The organism is Aneurinibacillus tyrosinisolvens, from assembly GCF_001015055.1.
Taxonomy (GTDB): Bacteria; Bacillota; Bacilli; order Aneurinibacillales; family Aneurinibacillaceae; genus Aneurinibacillus_A; species Aneurinibacillus_A tyrosinisolvens.
In genome coordinates, this window is the sequence record NZ_BBWZ01000001.1 from 42593 (window position 1) to 57991 (window position 15399).

A 15399-nucleotide genomic window follows, 5' to 3' on the forward strand; every position below is an offset into this window, starting at 1 on the left:
GTCAACAGAGCAATTCGTTCTAAAATGTGTTATTTGTGTAAGTGAATATTTACATATATACCAAAGTTACTTCATGTTAAGTTAACTTGCCATGTTTATTATTGAAACTATGAGTATATTTATATTTTCGTATATTTGAAGAGGAGGTTTTATATGAATGGTCTTTTTAAGAAGAAGTTAAAAGGAATGATGGCTTCTTCACTTTCTTTTGGAATTCTTTCTGCACAGTTGTTTGTTCCGGCAGCTTACGCACAAACGGCTAATTCAGCACCAGCACAGCCTGTGGTTGGGGTTTCTAGCGAAAGCTCCCAAGTTGCAACTAGTGATTCTACAGTAATTAATGTTACATCTGCTGATACCGTCAAACTCCGTATTATGGAGACGACAGATATACACACAAACATAGTAAATTATGACTACTTTAAAGATGTCTCCACGAATGAATACGGGTTGGCTTTGACTTCCACTCTAATCAAAAACGCACGTAATGAAGTGCAAAACAACATACTCATTGATAACGGGGATTTGATTCAAGGAAATCCCTTGGGTGATTATGAGGCAAAAGTAGATCCTTTCTATAAGCATGATGACATCCACCCTGTGTATAAGGCTATGAATCTGTTAGGATATGAGGCCGGAAATATTGGGAATCATGAATTCAACTTTGGACTGGACTATTTAGACAAGGCGATTAGCGGAGCTAAATTCCCTTATGTAAATGCTAATATATACAATGACGATCATGATAACGATCCTAATAACGATAAGAACAGATGGAATCCTTACAAAATCGTAACAAAAACTTTCAAAGATGAAAACGGACAAGATCAAACGATTAAAATCGGAGTTATTGGTTTTGCTCCGCCGCAGATTATGCAGTGGGATAAAGATAACTTACAGGGAAAAGTTATCGCTAAAGACATGGTGGATACTGCAAAGAAATTCATCCCTGAAATGAGAAAAGCCGGTGCAGATGTTATCATTGCAGTTCCTCACTCAGGAATTGATATTAATCCATCTCCGAATGCAGAAAACGCCGTATACCAACTTTCCCAGGTGCCCGGTATTGACGCCATTCTGTTTGGACATTCCCATAAAGTGTTCCCAACCGCCCTCGCCTCAGAAGGATTCAGTGGTCCGGGAGTAGACAATGTAAAGGGAACAATTAATAGTGTTCCAGCTGTTGAACCAGGTTTCTGGGGAAACCACCTTGGAATCATTGATCTCACATTAAAGAAAACAAACGGGAATTGGACAGTAGCAGACTCCCATTCTGAGAACCGTTCCGTATACAAGAAAAACCCGGATGGTTCAATGTATAAGGACGCGAACAAAAATGCAGTGGCCAATGTAGCACCTGACCAGGCGATTATTGATGTCGTTCAAGCTGAGCATCAGGGCACATTGAATTATGTGCGCGGACCGGTTGGAAAAACGACAGCACCAATCAACAGCTTTTTTGCCCTGGCAAAAGATGATCCTTCCGTACAAATCGTGTCGGATGCCCAAACATGGTATGTAAAAAATAAACTCCAGGGAACGGACTATGAAAAATACCCTGTTCTTTCTGCTGCTGCTCCATTTAAGGCCGGTGGCAAAAATGGAGGACCAGGATATTACACCGATATCCCGGCTGGTACAATTGCAATTAAAAACGTAGCAGACTTATATCTTTACCCTAACACTGTAAAGGCAACTCTTATTAACGGTAAGCAGTTGAAGGAATGGTTGGAGTGGTCTGCAGGCCAATTTAATAAAATTGATCCTAATAAAACGGATGAACAGCAGCTTGTTAATACCAGCTTCCCAACATACAATTTCGATATTATTGATGGAGTAACCTACCAAATTGATGTAACACAGCCGGCGAGATATGATGCGAATAATGCTGTCATCGATGACAGTTATCACCGTATTAAAAATTTAAAATACAAAGGAAACGACGTTACTGATGATATAAAGTTTGTTGTTGCAACGAACAACTATCGTGCGGGAAGTAAGTTTGCAAATCCGGATGGTAACAATATCATATTAAATGCCCCGGATGAAAACCGTCAGGCTATCATTGATTACATTACAACGAAGGGAACGATAGACCCAAGTGCCGACAACAACTGGTCATTTGCCCCGACACAAGTGAAATCCAAAGTAGTGTTTGATTCTTCTCCGAATGCGCAACAACTTGCAAACCAAACGAATGGGCTAATTAAATATGAAGGGGATTCAACGGGCGGGTTTGCTAAATACTCTGTTGATTTGAGTAATGTGAATATTAAGCTGCTTGGGATCAATGATTTGCACGGGCACCTTGATTACACGAGTACATTGAAAGATGGAACCAAACTCGGTAGCGTGAAGTATCTAGCTGCTTATTTAAAGCAAAAAGCAGCTGCCAATCCAAATACCTTGCTTGTTCATGCAGGTGATGCTGTAGGAGCGAGTAATTTAGAATCATCCTTACTGCAGGATGAACCTACCATCCAGTTCCTTAACAAATTGGGTCTTAGTGTTGGAACAATTGGAAACCATGAGTTAGATCAGGGCACTACTGAATTTCAGCGTCTTATCCATGGCGGTGTAAACCCTAAAAGACCGAATGATAAATTTGAGGGTGCTAATTTCCCTTATGTTTGTGCAAACATCGTAGATAAAACAACTCGTAATCCAATCGTTGATCCATATGTAATCAAAGAGATTGGTGGAGTGAAAGTTGGTTTTATTGGTGTCATTACGATGGATACGCCTAACATTGTAAAACAAGATGGAATTAGTACAGTAGATTTCATCCCTCAAAAAGAAGCTGTTAATAAATATGTAAAAGAGTTACAAGGAAAAGGGGTTCATACGATCGTTGTACTGGATCACTCTGGTAGGGATGAAGCGACAGCGTTGGCTAAACAGGTAGACCCTGATGTCGACTTGATCTTGGGTGGTCATGATCACGCAGGCTTTACTACAGATGTTCCAAATGACAATGATCCGAACAAGAAAATTAAGATTATTGAAGCCTATTCTTACGGGACAGCTTTCAGTGATGTGGATCTAAAAGTAGATCCAAAAACACAAGATGTTGTAAGTGTCAACGCAACTGTTCAAAGCGTATACCAGGCTAAGATTCAACCTGATGCCGAGATTGCTACTATGGTACAGAGTTTCATAGATACGGTTGCTCCGATTCGGGATCAGAAATTGGGAACAGCAACTACTGATATTACAAGAACGACAACAGCAGCAGGAGAGTCTGCACTTGGAGATATGATCGCAGATGCGATGAAAGAAAGCCTGAACTCGGATTTTGCCTTCATGAACAGCGGTGGAATTCGGGATGATCTCAAAGCTGGTAATGTAACATACGGAACTCTCTTTGGGATTCAACCATTTGGTAACGTCCTGGTTAAATTGCAAATGACGGGTAAAGACTTGCGCAGTTTCCTAGAAACGCCGTTTAAAACAGGCAAATCACTAGGGCAGATTTCAGGCTTTAAGTATACGTATGATAAAAGCAAGCCGGAAGGTCAGAGAATTACGAGTCTGACAAAAGAAGATGGAACACTAATCAAAGATGATCAAACGTACACGATGACAGTAAATGATTTCTGCTGGTATGGTGGAGATGGCTTCACTATGCTTAAGAATTGGAAGAAAGTTGATGGTGGCGTAGTTGATATTGATGCTTTTGTAAACTATGCGAAAACTCATAGTCCACTTTCTTACACGATTAAAAATCGTATACAGGAAGGTGCAGGAGCGCCAAGCGCACCGAACACACCAAGCAACGACAGAGATAGAAACAGCGGCGGTGGTGGCGGTGGTTCAGCTACTACACCAGCTACACCAGCTACACCGGCTACACCGGCTACACCAGCTCCTGCAACAAAACCGGGAGATTCAACTGCTGCTCCGGAAAATGGCAGTGACAAGGCAACACCTGTATTTAAGGATTTAGCTCCTGTCGCCTGGGCACAAAAAGCAATTGAAACTTTAGTTGAAAAAGGGATTATTCACGGAGTAGATGCATCCGGAGAAAAATTTGCCCCGCTTAAGCAGGTAACACGCGCTGAATTTGTAGCTATGCTTGTGAATGCCTTAGGCTTGATGGACGAGAATGCAACGGTTTCCTTCCGTGATGTCAAAGAAGACCAGTGGTACCACAAAGCCATTGCATCCGCTTATGCGAACAAGCTTGTTTCCGGTGTGGGAACCAACCAATTTGCACCGAATAAACCAATTACTCGCCAGGAAATGGCAGCGATGATGGCTAATGCTCTTAAAGTAACCAAAGGTAAAGAAGTGGCAGATGTTAATGCAAAGCTTGCTAAGTTTAAGGATAAAAACAGTGTAGCTCCTTATGCAAAAGAAGGGATTGCCTTATTGTTGCAAGAAGGAATTGCACATGGAACAACGACAACAACATTCTCTCCTAAAAACAAAGCAACCCGTGCCGAAGCCGCTGTAATGATTAACAACATGCTAAATAAGAATTAAAAAAGCTCCCCGTTCACTTTAAAGTGGACGGGGATTTTTCTTGTGCATTCACTTTCCATTCAAGATAACGGGTAAAGATATTGACGGCTACCTCAATCGCTTTCTCATCTGGCTCAATCTTCGCGTGGTGCAGACCGTACGGTGTATTGACACCAAGCCATAACATAAAGCCAGGAATCTTCTCTAGAAAATAGCCGAAGTCTTCACCGGTCATCGCTTCCTTGCATTCAATGAGGCGGGCCAGTCCGGTTTGCGGGAGCCACTCCATAAACTCCCGGGTCACCGTCTCCTCATTGTACACCTGGCAGTAATTCGAACCATAATCAATCTCCGCTTTGCATTCAAAGCCGGTTTCAATGCCTTTTACGAGAGCTTCGATACGGGACTTGATTTTCTTCATGGACTCCATAGAGAGCGTCCGAATTGTTCCCTCCAGGCGCGCTTTTTCCGCGATGATGTTTTGCTTTGTACCGCCCTCGATTTTCCCGATCGTCACAACACCTGAATCAAGGGGATCGATATTGCGCGAGACAATGCTCTGCAGCTGGGTCGCCAGGTGTGCAGCCGCAATGACCATATCATTGGCAGTATGCGGAAAAGCGGCGTGCCCCCCTTTTCCAATCAGATCGATGAATAGCTCCGATGTATTAGCGAAAAGGATGCCGGGCTTCGTGGCAATCGTACCGACCGGATACTCCGGTGCAATGTGCAGCGCGAAAATATAATCCGGACGCCAGGCAGCAAACTCTTCGCTTTCCAGCATCGGCTGGGCTCCCCCCGGACCTTCTTCAGCCGGTTGGAAAATAAAAATCAAATCGTCTCGCACGCTGTTTTCTACAAAATAAGTGAGCACGCCGAGGGCGATGGACATATGCATATCGTGCCCGCATGCATGCATATACCCGGGGTGGGTGGATTGGAATTCGTAAGAGGTTTCTTCCGCAATCGGCAGGCCATCCATATCCGTGCGATAGCCAATCCGTTTTGTTGGATTCGTGCCTTTTACTTTGACAAGAACCCCGGTTCTCCAGGTTTTAATCTCGATTCTTTCCTGCGGAAGCTTTGCGAGAGTATCGAGAACAAATTGCTGGGTTTTAAACTCGGCAAATCCAGGTTCCGGTATGCGGTGGAGCTGTCTGCGAATCTCAACAAAAGGCTGGATGTTTATTGTCATAACGATCCCTTCTTATAACTGGCGAAGTTCCTGCTTAATTTCTGTTTTTGACTTTGTTTTCTCGTCTATTTTCTTAATGATGCGGGCAGGTGTTCCGGCAACGACAACATTTTCCGGCACGTCGTCGATAACGATTGCCCCTGCGGCAACAACGGATCCTTTCCCTACGCGAACCCCTTCCAGGATCACCGCGTTCGCTCCGACAACGACATCATCTTCAATAATAACAGGCGTAGCGGAAGGCGGTTCAATTACACCCGCGACAACCGCACCGGCACCGATATGGCAGTTCTTCCCGATGGTGCCTCGTCCGCCGACAACCGCATTCATATCGATCATCGTACCTTCTCCAATGACAGCGCCAATGTTAATCATTGCACCCATCATAATGACGGCATTGTTTCCGATTTCCACCTGGTCGCGGATCACCGCACCTGGCTCAATGCGCGCCTGGATGCCTTTTGTATCAAGCAGAGGAATCGCAGAATTACGGCGGTCGCTTTCCACTACGTAGTCTTCGATTTTAGCGCTGTTTGCCTCAAGGACGGGCTGAATCTCTTTCCAATCACCAAACAGCACACCTACGTTGCCTGTGATAAAAGATTGTGTGCTGGCCCCAAAGTTGATTCCCTCTAAATCCCCTTTGATATGTACTTTTACCGGTGTTTTCTTTTCACTCTTCTGGATAAACTCAATAATTTGATTTGCGTCCATTAAATTCATGCTATTTGCTCCCTTCATTAGTGGCAATATGTCAAGAAATGTAGTAAGAATGGTTCCTACTCTTAGCATTATACCATTCGCCTTTATGCAGTTAAACCGATAAAGTTGAAAAGCCGGGTATGCTTTTTGCTTTTTCTCAAATACTATGGATAGCTAAAATATAACAGGAGTGAAGAAATATGAATCAACCGTTTGATGTAACGCTAACCCACCGGCTGGCGGAGCAGTTAGAACAATCGGCCAAAAGCCTAAAAACAAACGTTACTTCTCCGGGAGAAGTGCAGCAGCACTTGGAGAAAATCAACTCGATTATGGGGAGCCTCCAATCACTGACACAGCAGGCAGGCCAGTCGGGTATGAATCCGGTCAATGACAATGGAGATATAAGATAATAGGAAATGGAAAGATCAGGTAAGCGACAAAAGCACCTGATCTTTTCTTTTGTGTAAGTTTCTTTTGTAATATAATAAATTAATACACTAATTATAGTTTTAATAGGAGATGTAGGTTCATAGAACAGGGAGGACGCGTATGAAATCATTTAATACTTCAGGTACAAGTGCGATTTTGCGATTAGAAATGGATCCGCAGAAGGTCAGCTTCGTCGATATTGCGACAGCGGTTGGGAACGAGCAGGGAGACATCGTTGCGATCGACGTGATTGAATCGTCTGAAGCGACCACGGTACGAGATTATACGATCAACACAAAAACGCAGGCCCAGGTAAACGAAGTTGTGAAAAGCGTAGGAGAAATTCCGGGTGTTAAAGTCCTTACCGTATCCGACCGGACGTTCCTCATGCACATCGGGGGAAAAATTGAAATTAAAGCAAAGCGCCCCATTCAAAACCGTGACGACTTATCCCGCGTGTATACACCGGGCGTAGCGAGAGTTTGCGAGGCCATTGCGGATGATGAATCAAAAGCATATAAACTCACCATTAAAAGAAACACGGTTGCCATCATAAGCGATGGAACGGCCGTGCTTGGACTTGGGGATATTGGGCCTTATGCGGCAATGCCGGTCATGGAAGGGAAAGCCATGCTTTTCAAACAGCTTGCCCAGGTAGATGGGTTCCCGATTTGCCTTGATACGAAGGACACACAGGAAATTATTGATACCATTGTCCGCATGGCCCCGGCTTTTGGCGGGATTAACCTTGAGGATATTTCCGCTCCCCGCTGTTTTGAAATTGAACAAGCATTGCGTGAACGCCTGGATATTCCTGTTTTCCACGATGACCAGCATGGGACGGCGGTCGTCATTCTCGCCGGCTTGCTGAATGCGCTGAAAATTGTCGGCAAGAACATTTCAGACTGCAAAATCGTTGTGACCGGGATGGGTGCAGCCGGTGTAGCCTGCACAAAAATTCTCTTAAATGCAGGAGCTAAGCAGGTCATCGGCGTAGATAGGGACGGAATTCTTTCCCGCTCTACGACGTATGAAAACCCGGTATGGGAAGAAATCTCAAACATTACAAACCCGGATGATATGAAGGGAGAGCTTGCGGACGCCCTGGTCGATGCGGATGTGTTTGTCGGTGTCTCGCGTGGAAACATTCTGAAACCGGACATGGTTCGTGCGATGGCGAAGGATCCGATTGTATTTGCGATGGCCAATCCGCAGCCTGAAATCGATCCGGAAGATGCGGTTGGCCTCGTACGTGTACTGGCGACCGGACGCTCTGATTATCCGAACCAGATTAACAACGTTCTCTGCTTCCCTGGTATTTTCCGGGGTGCTTTCGATTGCCGGGCTATCGATATTAACGAAGAGATGAAAGTAGCGGCGGCGCATGCGATTGCCTCTATCATTACGGATGAGGAATTAAATGAACAGTATATTATTCCGAGCGTGTTTAATGATAAAGTGGTCAAGAGCGTGCGCGATGCCGTCGTACAGGCAGCCATTGCAACGGGCGTTGCCCGCAAAACGCCTAGAGATAAGAGGAAGCCGCTCCTCTTTGGAGAGTAAGGCAAGGGCAAGAAAAAAAGAGAAGGGAGCCGGTTGGCTCCCTTTTGCTGTTTAAGCGTTCACGCGCAGAACAATTTTTCCTGTATTTTTATTTTGCTCCATGTGCTGGTGTGCCTCGTTAGCTTCTGTCCAATCCCAGACGGAATCCACGATTGGCTTTAAGCGGCCGTCAGTGAAACGGGGAGAGGCGAAATCCCAGAATTGCTTCGTTAAATCTATTTTGTTTTCTACCGGCTGCGAACGAAGGGCGGTGCCGATGACCTGCAGGCGGCGGGACAGCAGCTGGCCGAGATTGACATCCTTTACATTTGCGCCGCCCATCGTACCGATGATGATTAACCGGCCGTCTACGGCAAGGGATTCAATGTTCTGTTCCCAGTATGAGGCACCGATGAAATCAAGGATGATATTGACGCCTTTTCCATCCGTTGCTTCTTTCACCTTCTGGGCAAACGGGCCTGCTTTATAATCGATTGCTTTACTTGCACCGAGTGCCAGGCAGGTTTCTCGCTTCTCTTCACTGCCTGCCGTGACAATGGCGGCTGAGCCGGCTTCGCGGACGAGCTGGATGGCGGCTGTTCCGACACCGCTTGCCCCTGCGTGAATCAAGACGGTATATCCGGGCTTCAGGCCGCCCAGGAGAAAAAGATTCAGATAGGCGGTAAGGAAAACCTCGGGGATCGCAGCGGCTTCTTCAAAGGAGAAGCCTTCAGGGATGCGTATCGCCATGCCCGCAGGAATGGCTGCATACTCTGCGTATCCTCCGCCAGGCAGCAGCGCGCACACCCTGTCTCCCGCCTTCCAGCCTTCTACGTTACTGCCGACCTTCTCGACAACGCCGGCCATTTCCAGGCCAAGGATCGGGGAGGCTCCGGACGGGGGCGGATAGAGTCCGCGTTTCTGTAGAAGGTCGGCGCGATTCAGCGCGGTAGCTTTTACTTTGACGAGCAGCTCGTCCTCCGATACGGCAGGATTTTCTGTCTCTCCAAGGTACAGGCGTTTTGTTTCCTGTTCAACAAGTATAGCTCTCATAATAAATTCCCTCCTCTGGATTATTTGAAATTCGTAGCGTGTTACTTAATATGGTATCTTATTTATTGAGAGAAAGGAAAGGGCGTGTTTATATGGACTCTTCATTTAAAGAAGCAAAAGCCATACCGCATGAAGAACTGCAGAAACGGCTGGAAGAAACAAAAGAGCTGCTTGTAAAAGAAAATGAACGGTATGCGATTGTCAAAGACAGCGAAACAGGAGAACATTATGTCCGGTACACCCTGCGCCACCTCAATCTGCTGGAGGGCGGGGTAGAAGAGGTGTATGACCACCTCCTCCCAATTGAAACCGACGATGTGATTGCCGTTGCGCTCGGCGAGCAGGAGTATGAATATCCAAAGCATTGGAATCAAATGTATTTACGCGGCAGCGATGGGGAGCCGTATTTATGGTTTGATCCTTCCGGAGTGGGCGAAGGTATCGACGACGAGCGCGCGGGCCGGGAACTGTCCAGCATGCTGGATGACTTTAAGAAGGATAAGAAATTTGACGAGGATTCTATCCGCAGCCTGTTTAAGCGGATTGACGATATGCTTGACGGAGAAAATAAATGATGTTTTCGTTCTGTCGGGAGAGGGTATTCCTATATAAACGCACCTAGATATACTAAGGAGGCAAAAATAATGGACAAGAAAAAAATGATGATGACTACCCTTGCACTCGGAACGGCATATTTGCTCAGAAATAAAGAATCCCGCCAAAAACTAATGAACCAATTCCAATCCTTCGCCGGACAGCCCAAACAGAACAACCGCACAGTTTGAGGAGTATAAAGGAAAGAGCCAGCCTGAATAGTTTATCAGACTGGCTCTTTCCTTTATTTTTTATACATTTGCTGTTTCTTCTTGTGCAATCTGGCGAAGAACGGTTTGCAGGATACCACCGTTACGGTAGTACTCAATATCTACTGTGCTGTCCAGACGAACGATTGCTTCGAATTCGAAGGAAGTGCCATCCTGGCGAGTAGCCGTTACTTTAATCGTTTGACCCGGCTTAACATCATTGCTAATACCGAAGATGTCAAACGTTTCTGTTCCGATAATGCCAAGTGTTCCAGCATTCGTTCCTTCTGCGAATTGAAGCGGAAGAACGCCCATTCCAACCAGGTTGCTACGGTGGATACGCTCGAAGCTTTCAGCGATAACTGCTTTTACGCCAAGGAGGAAAGTACCTTTGGCAGCCCAGTCACGTGAGCTTCCTGTACCGTATTCTTTACCAGCAATAACAACAAGCGGAGTGCCGGATTCCTGGTATTTCATAGACGCATCGTAAATTGGCATGACTTCACCAGTTGGAAGGTAAGTCGTTACGCCACCTTCTGTGCCAGGAGCCATTTGGTTACGGATACGGATGTTCGCGAATGTTCCGCGCATCATAACTTCGTGGTTACCACGACGGGAACCGTAAGAGTTAAAGTCTTTCGCAGCTACGCCGTTATTTTGCAGATACAGGCCAGCCGGGCTGTCACCTTTGATATTACCTGCAGGAGAGATATGGTCTGTTGTTACAGAATCTCCAAGGAGAGCGAGCGCTTTTGCACCAACGATTTCTGCAATGCTGCCAGGCTCGGAATCGAGGCCGGAGAAGAACGGAGGATGCGCGATGTAAGTGGATTTCCCATCCCACTCATACAGCTGGCCTTCAGGGAACTCGATTGCATTCCAGCGAGGGTTAGCTGTAAACACATTGCCATACTCTTCTTCAAACATTTCTGGACGAACAGCCTGGTTAACTGCTTCTTTAATTTCATCGTTTGTTGGCCAGATGTCTTTCAGGTATACAGGCTGACCGTCTTTGCCAGTGCCGATTGGCTCTGTAGTAAGGTCGATGTTCACTGTACCTGCAAGTGCATAAGCAACAACAAGCGGAGGAGAAGCAAGATAGTTTGCTTTTACTTGAGCATGTACGCGGCCTTCGAAGTTACGGTTACCGGAAAGAACAGAAGCAACCGTTAAGTCGTTTTCTGCAATGGCATTGCCTACTTCTTCAGGAAGCGGACCGCTGTTACCGATGCAGGTTGCACAGCCGTAACCTGCATTGTAGAAGCCAAGCTGCTCAAGCGGTCTCATGAGACCTGCCTTTTCAAGGTACTGGCTTACAACACGGGAACCCGGAGTTAAACTTGATTTTACATATTCAGGCTTAACAAGGCCTTTTTCAACCGCTTTTTTCGCAACAAGGCCTGCACCGAGCATTACGCTTGGGTTGGAAGTGTTTGTACAGCTTGTGATAGCCGCAATAACAACCGCACCTGTTGCAAGCTCGGATACTTTTCCGTTCTTGTGGTTTACAGTTACTTTCTCAGCGATTTGCTCATCGCTTAAACCGAAACCGCCTTTGTCGATTGGGGTGCGAACAGCATCGTTGAACGCTTCCTTCATTGCTGTCAGTTCTATGCGATCCTGCGGGCGCTTCGGACCGGCAAGTGTCGGAACGATTGAGCCAAGGTCAAGCTCGATTGTTTCAGAGAATACAGGGTCTGGAGTAGCATCCGTGCGAAAGATTCCCTGTTCTTTATAGTATGCTTCTACAAGGGCAACCTGCTCTTCGCTGCGGCCTGTTGCACGGAGGAAGTTTAATGTTTCTTCGTCAACCGGGAAGAAGCCCATCGTTGCGCCGTATTCAGGAGCCATATTTGCAACCGTTGCACGGTCGGCAAGGCTGATGTTGCCCAGGCCAGGGCCGTAGAACTCAACGAATTTACCAACAACGCCTTTTTTACGAAGGATGTTAACAACAGTAAGAGCAAGGTCTGTTGCTGTTGCGCCTTCTGCCAGGCTGCCTGTTAATTTGAATCCAACAACTTCAGGTGTTACGAAATATAAAGGCTGTCCGAGCATTCCTGCTTCTGCTTCGATACCGCCAACACCCCAGCCAACAACGCCAAGGCCGTTAATCATCGTTGTGTGAGAGTCAGTACCAACAAGAGAATCAGGGAATACTTGCGTTTCACCGTCTACTTCCTTTGTTGCTGCTACAGAAGCGAGGTACTCAAGGTTTACCTGGTGAACGATCCCTGTTGCCGGAGGAACTGCGCGGAAGTTATCAAATGCAGTCTGTGCCCAGCGAAGGAAGCGATAGCGCTCGCCATTGCGTTCGAATTCAAGCTTCATATTATTTTCAAGCGCATCCGGGTTTCCGAAGTCGTCAACCATTACAGAGTGGTCGATAACAAGGTCAACAGGAACAAGCGGATTGATACGCTCAGGATTTCCGCCCATTTCTTTCATTGCAAGGCGCATAGCTGCAAGGTCAACGACCGCAGGTACACCTGTGAAGTCCTGTAGTACGATACGTGCAGGCGTGAAAGGTACTTCCTGGTTCGCATCACGCTCTTCCGTCCATGTAGCGAGCTTTTTCACGTGGTCGTCTGTAATCGCCACACCGTCAAACTGACGAACGGCTGCTTCAAGCAATACTTTGATGGAGAATGGAAGTTTAGAAACCGGACCGAGTCCTTTCTCTTCCAGTGCTTTTAATGAAAAGTAAGTATAAGGTTTATTTCCTACCTGTAAGGTAGAACGTACAGAATAAGCATCTTTGTTTGCCAATTCGATGACCTCCCGTAAGTTTCAATTTGTTTCATCAAGTGAAACCCTGTTTCTCTTAACGATACTATTATAACGTTTTTTTTCTCCGGCGTACACTCCCATTTTTAACTTTTTTCTTGATTTTTTTAAGACATAAAATTCCTATATAATAAGGAGAGTATCATCCATATCCGCGGTTTACGGGGCGGTTTATAATAAGGTATAATTTGTCCATATTGCAACAACGTTTCATTTGATGAAACGACACATTGAGCCATTCGGGAAGGTGAAGTTGGTGGATACGCAGGAAAATAAAATGACGGTGAGAGCGGCGGACCGGGCGCTGGATATTTTGCTCAGCTTTATTGATGCAAAAGAGCTTACGCTTACGGAGATTTCACAAAAGGTTGGCCTTAATAAAAGCACGGTATACCGCCTCCTGGCTTCGTTAGAAGGAAGGGGATTTCTCACGCGAAATCCGGACACAGAAAAATACCAGCTTGGCTTTCGCATCTGGCAGCTGTCGGCAAACCTTGCACATGAGGATGACCCGGCAACACTTCTGCTTCCTGAAATGACCCGGCTGCGCGATAAACTGGGCGAAACGATTAGCCTGTATGTTCGCAATGGAAATGAGCGGATTCGTATCCAGGCGGTAGAAAGCAACGAAACGATCCGCCGCGTCGCTCCGATTGGCGCCCATCTTCCTTTATCAGTTGGAGCCTCCAGCAAAATACTCGTTGCCTACGCTCCGCCTAAGGTGCAGAAGCAGGTATTGTCCGACCCGAACTGGCCGTCTTCGGTTGATAAAAAGATATACCTCGAACAGCTTGAGGAGATCAGGCAGAATGGCTATGCAACGAGTTCAGAAGAGCGGGAAGCAGGCGCGGCCGCCGTATCCGTTCCCTTGCTCAACCGCAGAGGAGAGCTTGCTGTGGCCTTATCGATATCAGGGCCATCGAACCGGCTCACCATTGAAAAAATGAAAGAAAATGTTCCGGTTATTAGAGAAGCAGCCAAGAGAATGGAAATGATGCTGAACTGACGGAAAGGAGGGAAAGAGAAATGACAGATACGTATCCCATTGCGCTTACAGCTCTTCAATTGGAGATTCTGCTCGACACGGTGCGCGGTTTTGTTGATAATAAGAAGCTTGTCCATCTCCCGGCAGCCGATGGAGGCATCGTCGGGGTACCGCTAACGGAGGAAGCGCTCGAATGGGTGCTTGATACATATCAGGAATTGGGAATCGAAGAAAAAAGCGAAATGAAGATTCACCTGTCCCCGGCTGACGGTGGGAAGACAGAAGTGACGGTTGCCCATCCGGCAAGTGATAAAAACCTTGTGTATTATGTAGATTTAAATGAATTCGACGAACAATAAGGCAAAGAAGGTAGACAGTATATGTGGCTTTTAGCAGCGCTGACGACGGCCGTTTGTTTCGGTGTGAACAACACGATATTTAAATGGAGTACAGGCCGTGGAATGTCAAAAGTAAACATCCAGTTTTTCTTTTATCTGACCGCATTTCTTTTAACGCTTATATATGGACTGGCCGTGCACGCTCTTCAGCCTAACATCGTTTCCATTCTCCTTGGGGCCGCCATCGGTGTGTTGAACGCCAACGGGAACATTCAGATGGCGCGTGCGTTCGAGAAGGGGCCGGCCAGCTTAACGTCACCTCTGATTGCTGCGAATGCGATTTTTCCTGTGCTGGCGGCGGGCGTGATTTTTCATGAACAGATTCCTTTTCTGCACTGGACGGGCATTCTGTGCATGCTTGGTTCTGTCGTTGTGATTCAGTACACACCCGGCGGAGCGGGGACAAGTGAGTATGCTCCGTGGATTGTCCGCATCATACTTGCTGTGCTATCCTTCGGCATTCTCGGCGTGTTGATGAAGAGCTCTTCGTACTTGCACATCGGTTCGATGGACATGCTTGTGGCCATGTACGGCGGTGGAGGCTTATACCTGGCCGCCGGGCTGAGAAAGCAAAAGCCGGATCGGAACGAGGCAAGGATCGGCGCCTGTGTCGGTATGCTGAGCATCATTGGCTTCAGCTGCTATTTCTATGCCCTGCAATCCGGGGTGGCAAGCATTGTATTTCCGGTCGTTAGCTTGAACTGTCTGGTCGTTATTCTGGCCGGCTGTTATTTATTTAAGGAAAGGCTCAAACTGTACCAGCTGTTCGGGATTTGTACAGCACTTCTTGGGCTTGTTCTGACGAAAGTGTGACAAATTTCTCTTGACTCTTTTTCTATGTTGAATAATAATTAAGAAAATAAAAAGTTTACTCTTATCGAGAGCAGGCTGAGGGACTGGCCCGATGACGCCCGGCAACCCCCCAATTGTGGGAAGGTGCTAATTCCAGCAGGAGTTTTTTCCTGGAAGATAAGGAATGCGCAGAGCGAACGGTAACGATCCGGGCCTTCCTTATTAGGAAGGCCTTTTCTAGTTGCG

The 15399-nt window shown here is 46.5% G+C and carries 12 protein-coding genes and 1 riboswitch; of the genes, 8 read left to right on the forward strand and 4 right to left on the reverse strand.

The genetic code is table 11. The annotated features are described in order from the left end of the window. Window positions 1-153: 153 nt before the first annotated feature. A complete protein-coding gene (locus tag MBEAL2_RS00205) occupies window positions 154-4485 on the forward strand; it encodes a bifunctional 2',3'-cyclic-nucleotide 2'-phosphodiesterase/3'-nucleotidase (RefSeq protein ID WP_047150332.1) in 4332 nt (1443 codons plus the stop codon). 13 nt (window positions 4486-4498) lie between these two features. On the opposite strand, the gene MBEAL2_RS00210 is transcribed toward MBEAL2_RS00205, so the two are convergent. Beyond that, window positions 4499-5659: an N-acetyldiaminopimelate deacetylase gene (locus tag MBEAL2_RS00210; RefSeq protein ID WP_047150333.1), complete on the reverse strand. Its 1161-nt coding sequence runs from the start codon at window positions 5657-5659 to the stop codon at window positions 4499-4501. A gap of 12 nt (window positions 5660-5671) precedes the next feature. Continuing rightward, a complete protein-coding gene (gene dapD, locus MBEAL2_RS00215) occupies window positions 5672-6382 on the reverse strand; it encodes a 2,3,4,5-tetrahydropyridine-2,6-dicarboxylate N-acetyltransferase (protein WP_047150334.1) in 711 nt (236 codons plus the stop codon). A 179-nt stretch (window positions 6383-6561) separates the two neighbouring features. Between dapD and MBEAL2_RS00220 the strand changes: the two genes are divergently transcribed. Next, a complete protein-coding gene (locus MBEAL2_RS00220) occupies window positions 6562-6774 on the forward strand; it encodes a hypothetical protein (protein WP_047150335.1) in 213 nt (70 codons plus the stop codon). A 139-nt stretch (window positions 6775-6913) separates the two neighbouring features. After that, window positions 6914-8356, forward strand: a complete 1443-nt coding sequence (locus MBEAL2_RS00225; protein ID WP_047150336.1) for an NAD-dependent malic enzyme — start codon at window positions 6914-6916, stop codon at window positions 8354-8356. A 51-nt stretch (window positions 8357-8407) separates the two neighbouring features. On the opposite strand, the gene MBEAL2_RS00230 is transcribed toward MBEAL2_RS00225, so the two are convergent. After that, window positions 8408-9388 (reverse strand): NAD(P)H-quinone oxidoreductase, encoded by a 981-nt coding sequence (locus MBEAL2_RS00230; RefSeq protein ID WP_047150337.1) that lies wholly within the window; start codon window positions 9386-9388, stop codon window positions 8408-8410. Between the two features lie 92 nt (window positions 9389-9480). Here MBEAL2_RS00230 and MBEAL2_RS00235 point away from each other — a divergent pair, with 92 nt between their 5' ends. Further along, complete coding sequence (locus MBEAL2_RS00235) at window positions 9481-9963, forward strand: hypothetical protein (RefSeq protein ID WP_047150338.1); 483 nt, start codon at window positions 9481-9483, stop codon at window positions 9961-9963. A gap of 69 nt (window positions 9964-10032) precedes the next feature. Beyond that, window positions 10033-10173: a hypothetical protein gene (locus tag MBEAL2_RS32175; protein ID WP_173427683.1), complete on the forward strand. Its 141-nt coding sequence runs from the start codon at window positions 10033-10035 to the stop codon at window positions 10171-10173. A 60-nt stretch (window positions 10174-10233) separates the two neighbouring features. Here the strand turns inward: MBEAL2_RS32175 and acnA are convergent, their stop codons facing one another. Continuing rightward, window positions 10234-12960 (reverse strand): aconitate hydratase AcnA, encoded by a 2727-nt coding sequence (gene acnA / locus MBEAL2_RS00240; protein WP_047150339.1) that lies wholly within the window; start codon window positions 12958-12960, stop codon window positions 10234-10236. Window positions 12961-13255: 295 nt separating this feature from the next. On the opposite strand from acnA, the gene MBEAL2_RS00245 reads away from it, so the two are divergent. Genes MBEAL2_RS00245 through MBEAL2_RS00255 form a run of 3 tightly spaced genes read left to right on the forward strand, consistent with a single transcriptional unit; the run spans window position 13256 to window position 15174 of the window. Further along, the gene (locus MBEAL2_RS00245; RefSeq protein ID WP_236692657.1) at window positions 13256-13984 is read left to right on the forward strand and encodes an IclR family transcriptional regulator; all 729 of its coding nucleotides are present in this window, start codon (window positions 13256-13258) and stop codon (window positions 13982-13984) included. A gap of 20 nt (window positions 13985-14004) precedes the next feature. Further along, window positions 14005-14322, forward strand: a complete 318-nt coding sequence (locus tag MBEAL2_RS00250; RefSeq protein ID WP_047150341.1) for a hypothetical protein — start codon at window positions 14005-14007, stop codon at window positions 14320-14322. Window positions 14323-14343: 21 nt separating this feature from the next. Continuing rightward, window positions 14344-15174 (forward strand): EamA family transporter, encoded by an 831-nt coding sequence (locus MBEAL2_RS00255; RefSeq protein ID WP_047150342.1) that lies wholly within the window; start codon window positions 14344-14346, stop codon window positions 15172-15174. 58 nt (window positions 15175-15232) lie between these two features. Continuing rightward, window positions 15233-15337, forward strand: a riboswitch (SAM riboswitch). The last annotated feature ends 62 nt before the right edge of the window (window positions 15338-15399 follow it).

Coding starts and splice junctions, on each gene's coding strand:
- MBEAL2_RS00205 (WP_047150332.1), top strand. CDS start 154: ATGAATGGTCTTTTTAAGAAGAAGTTAAAAGGAATGATGGCTTCTTCA.
- MBEAL2_RS00210 (WP_047150333.1), bottom strand. CDS start 5,659: ATGACAATAAACATCCAGCCTTTTGTTGAGATTCGCAGACAGCTCCAC.
- dapD (WP_047150334.1), bottom strand. CDS start 6,382: ATGAATTTAATGGACGCAAATCAAATTATTGAGTTTATCCAGAAGAGT.
- MBEAL2_RS00220 (WP_047150335.1), top strand. CDS start 6,562: ATGAATCAACCGTTTGATGTAACGCTAACCCACCGGCTGGCGGAGCAG.
- MBEAL2_RS00225 (WP_047150336.1), top strand. CDS start 6,914: ATGAAATCATTTAATACTTCAGGTACAAGTGCGATTTTGCGATTAGAA.
- MBEAL2_RS00230 (WP_047150337.1), bottom strand. CDS start 9,388: ATGAGAGCTATACTTGTTGAACAGGAAACAAAACGCCTGTACCTTGGA.
- MBEAL2_RS00235 (WP_047150338.1), top strand. CDS start 9,481: ATGGACTCTTCATTTAAAGAAGCAAAAGCCATACCGCATGAAGAACTG.
- MBEAL2_RS32175 (WP_173427683.1), top strand. CDS start 10,033: ATGGACAAGAAAAAAATGATGATGACTACCCTTGCACTCGGAACGGCA.
- MBEAL2_RS00245 (WP_236692657.1), top strand. CDS start 13,256: ATGACGGTGAGAGCGGCGGACCGGGCGCTGGATATTTTGCTCAGCTTT.
- MBEAL2_RS00250 (WP_047150341.1), top strand. CDS start 14,005: ATGACAGATACGTATCCCATTGCGCTTACAGCTCTTCAATTGGAGATT.
- MBEAL2_RS00255 (WP_047150342.1), top strand. CDS start 14,344: ATGTGGCTTTTAGCAGCGCTGACGACGGCCGTTTGTTTCGGTGTGAAC.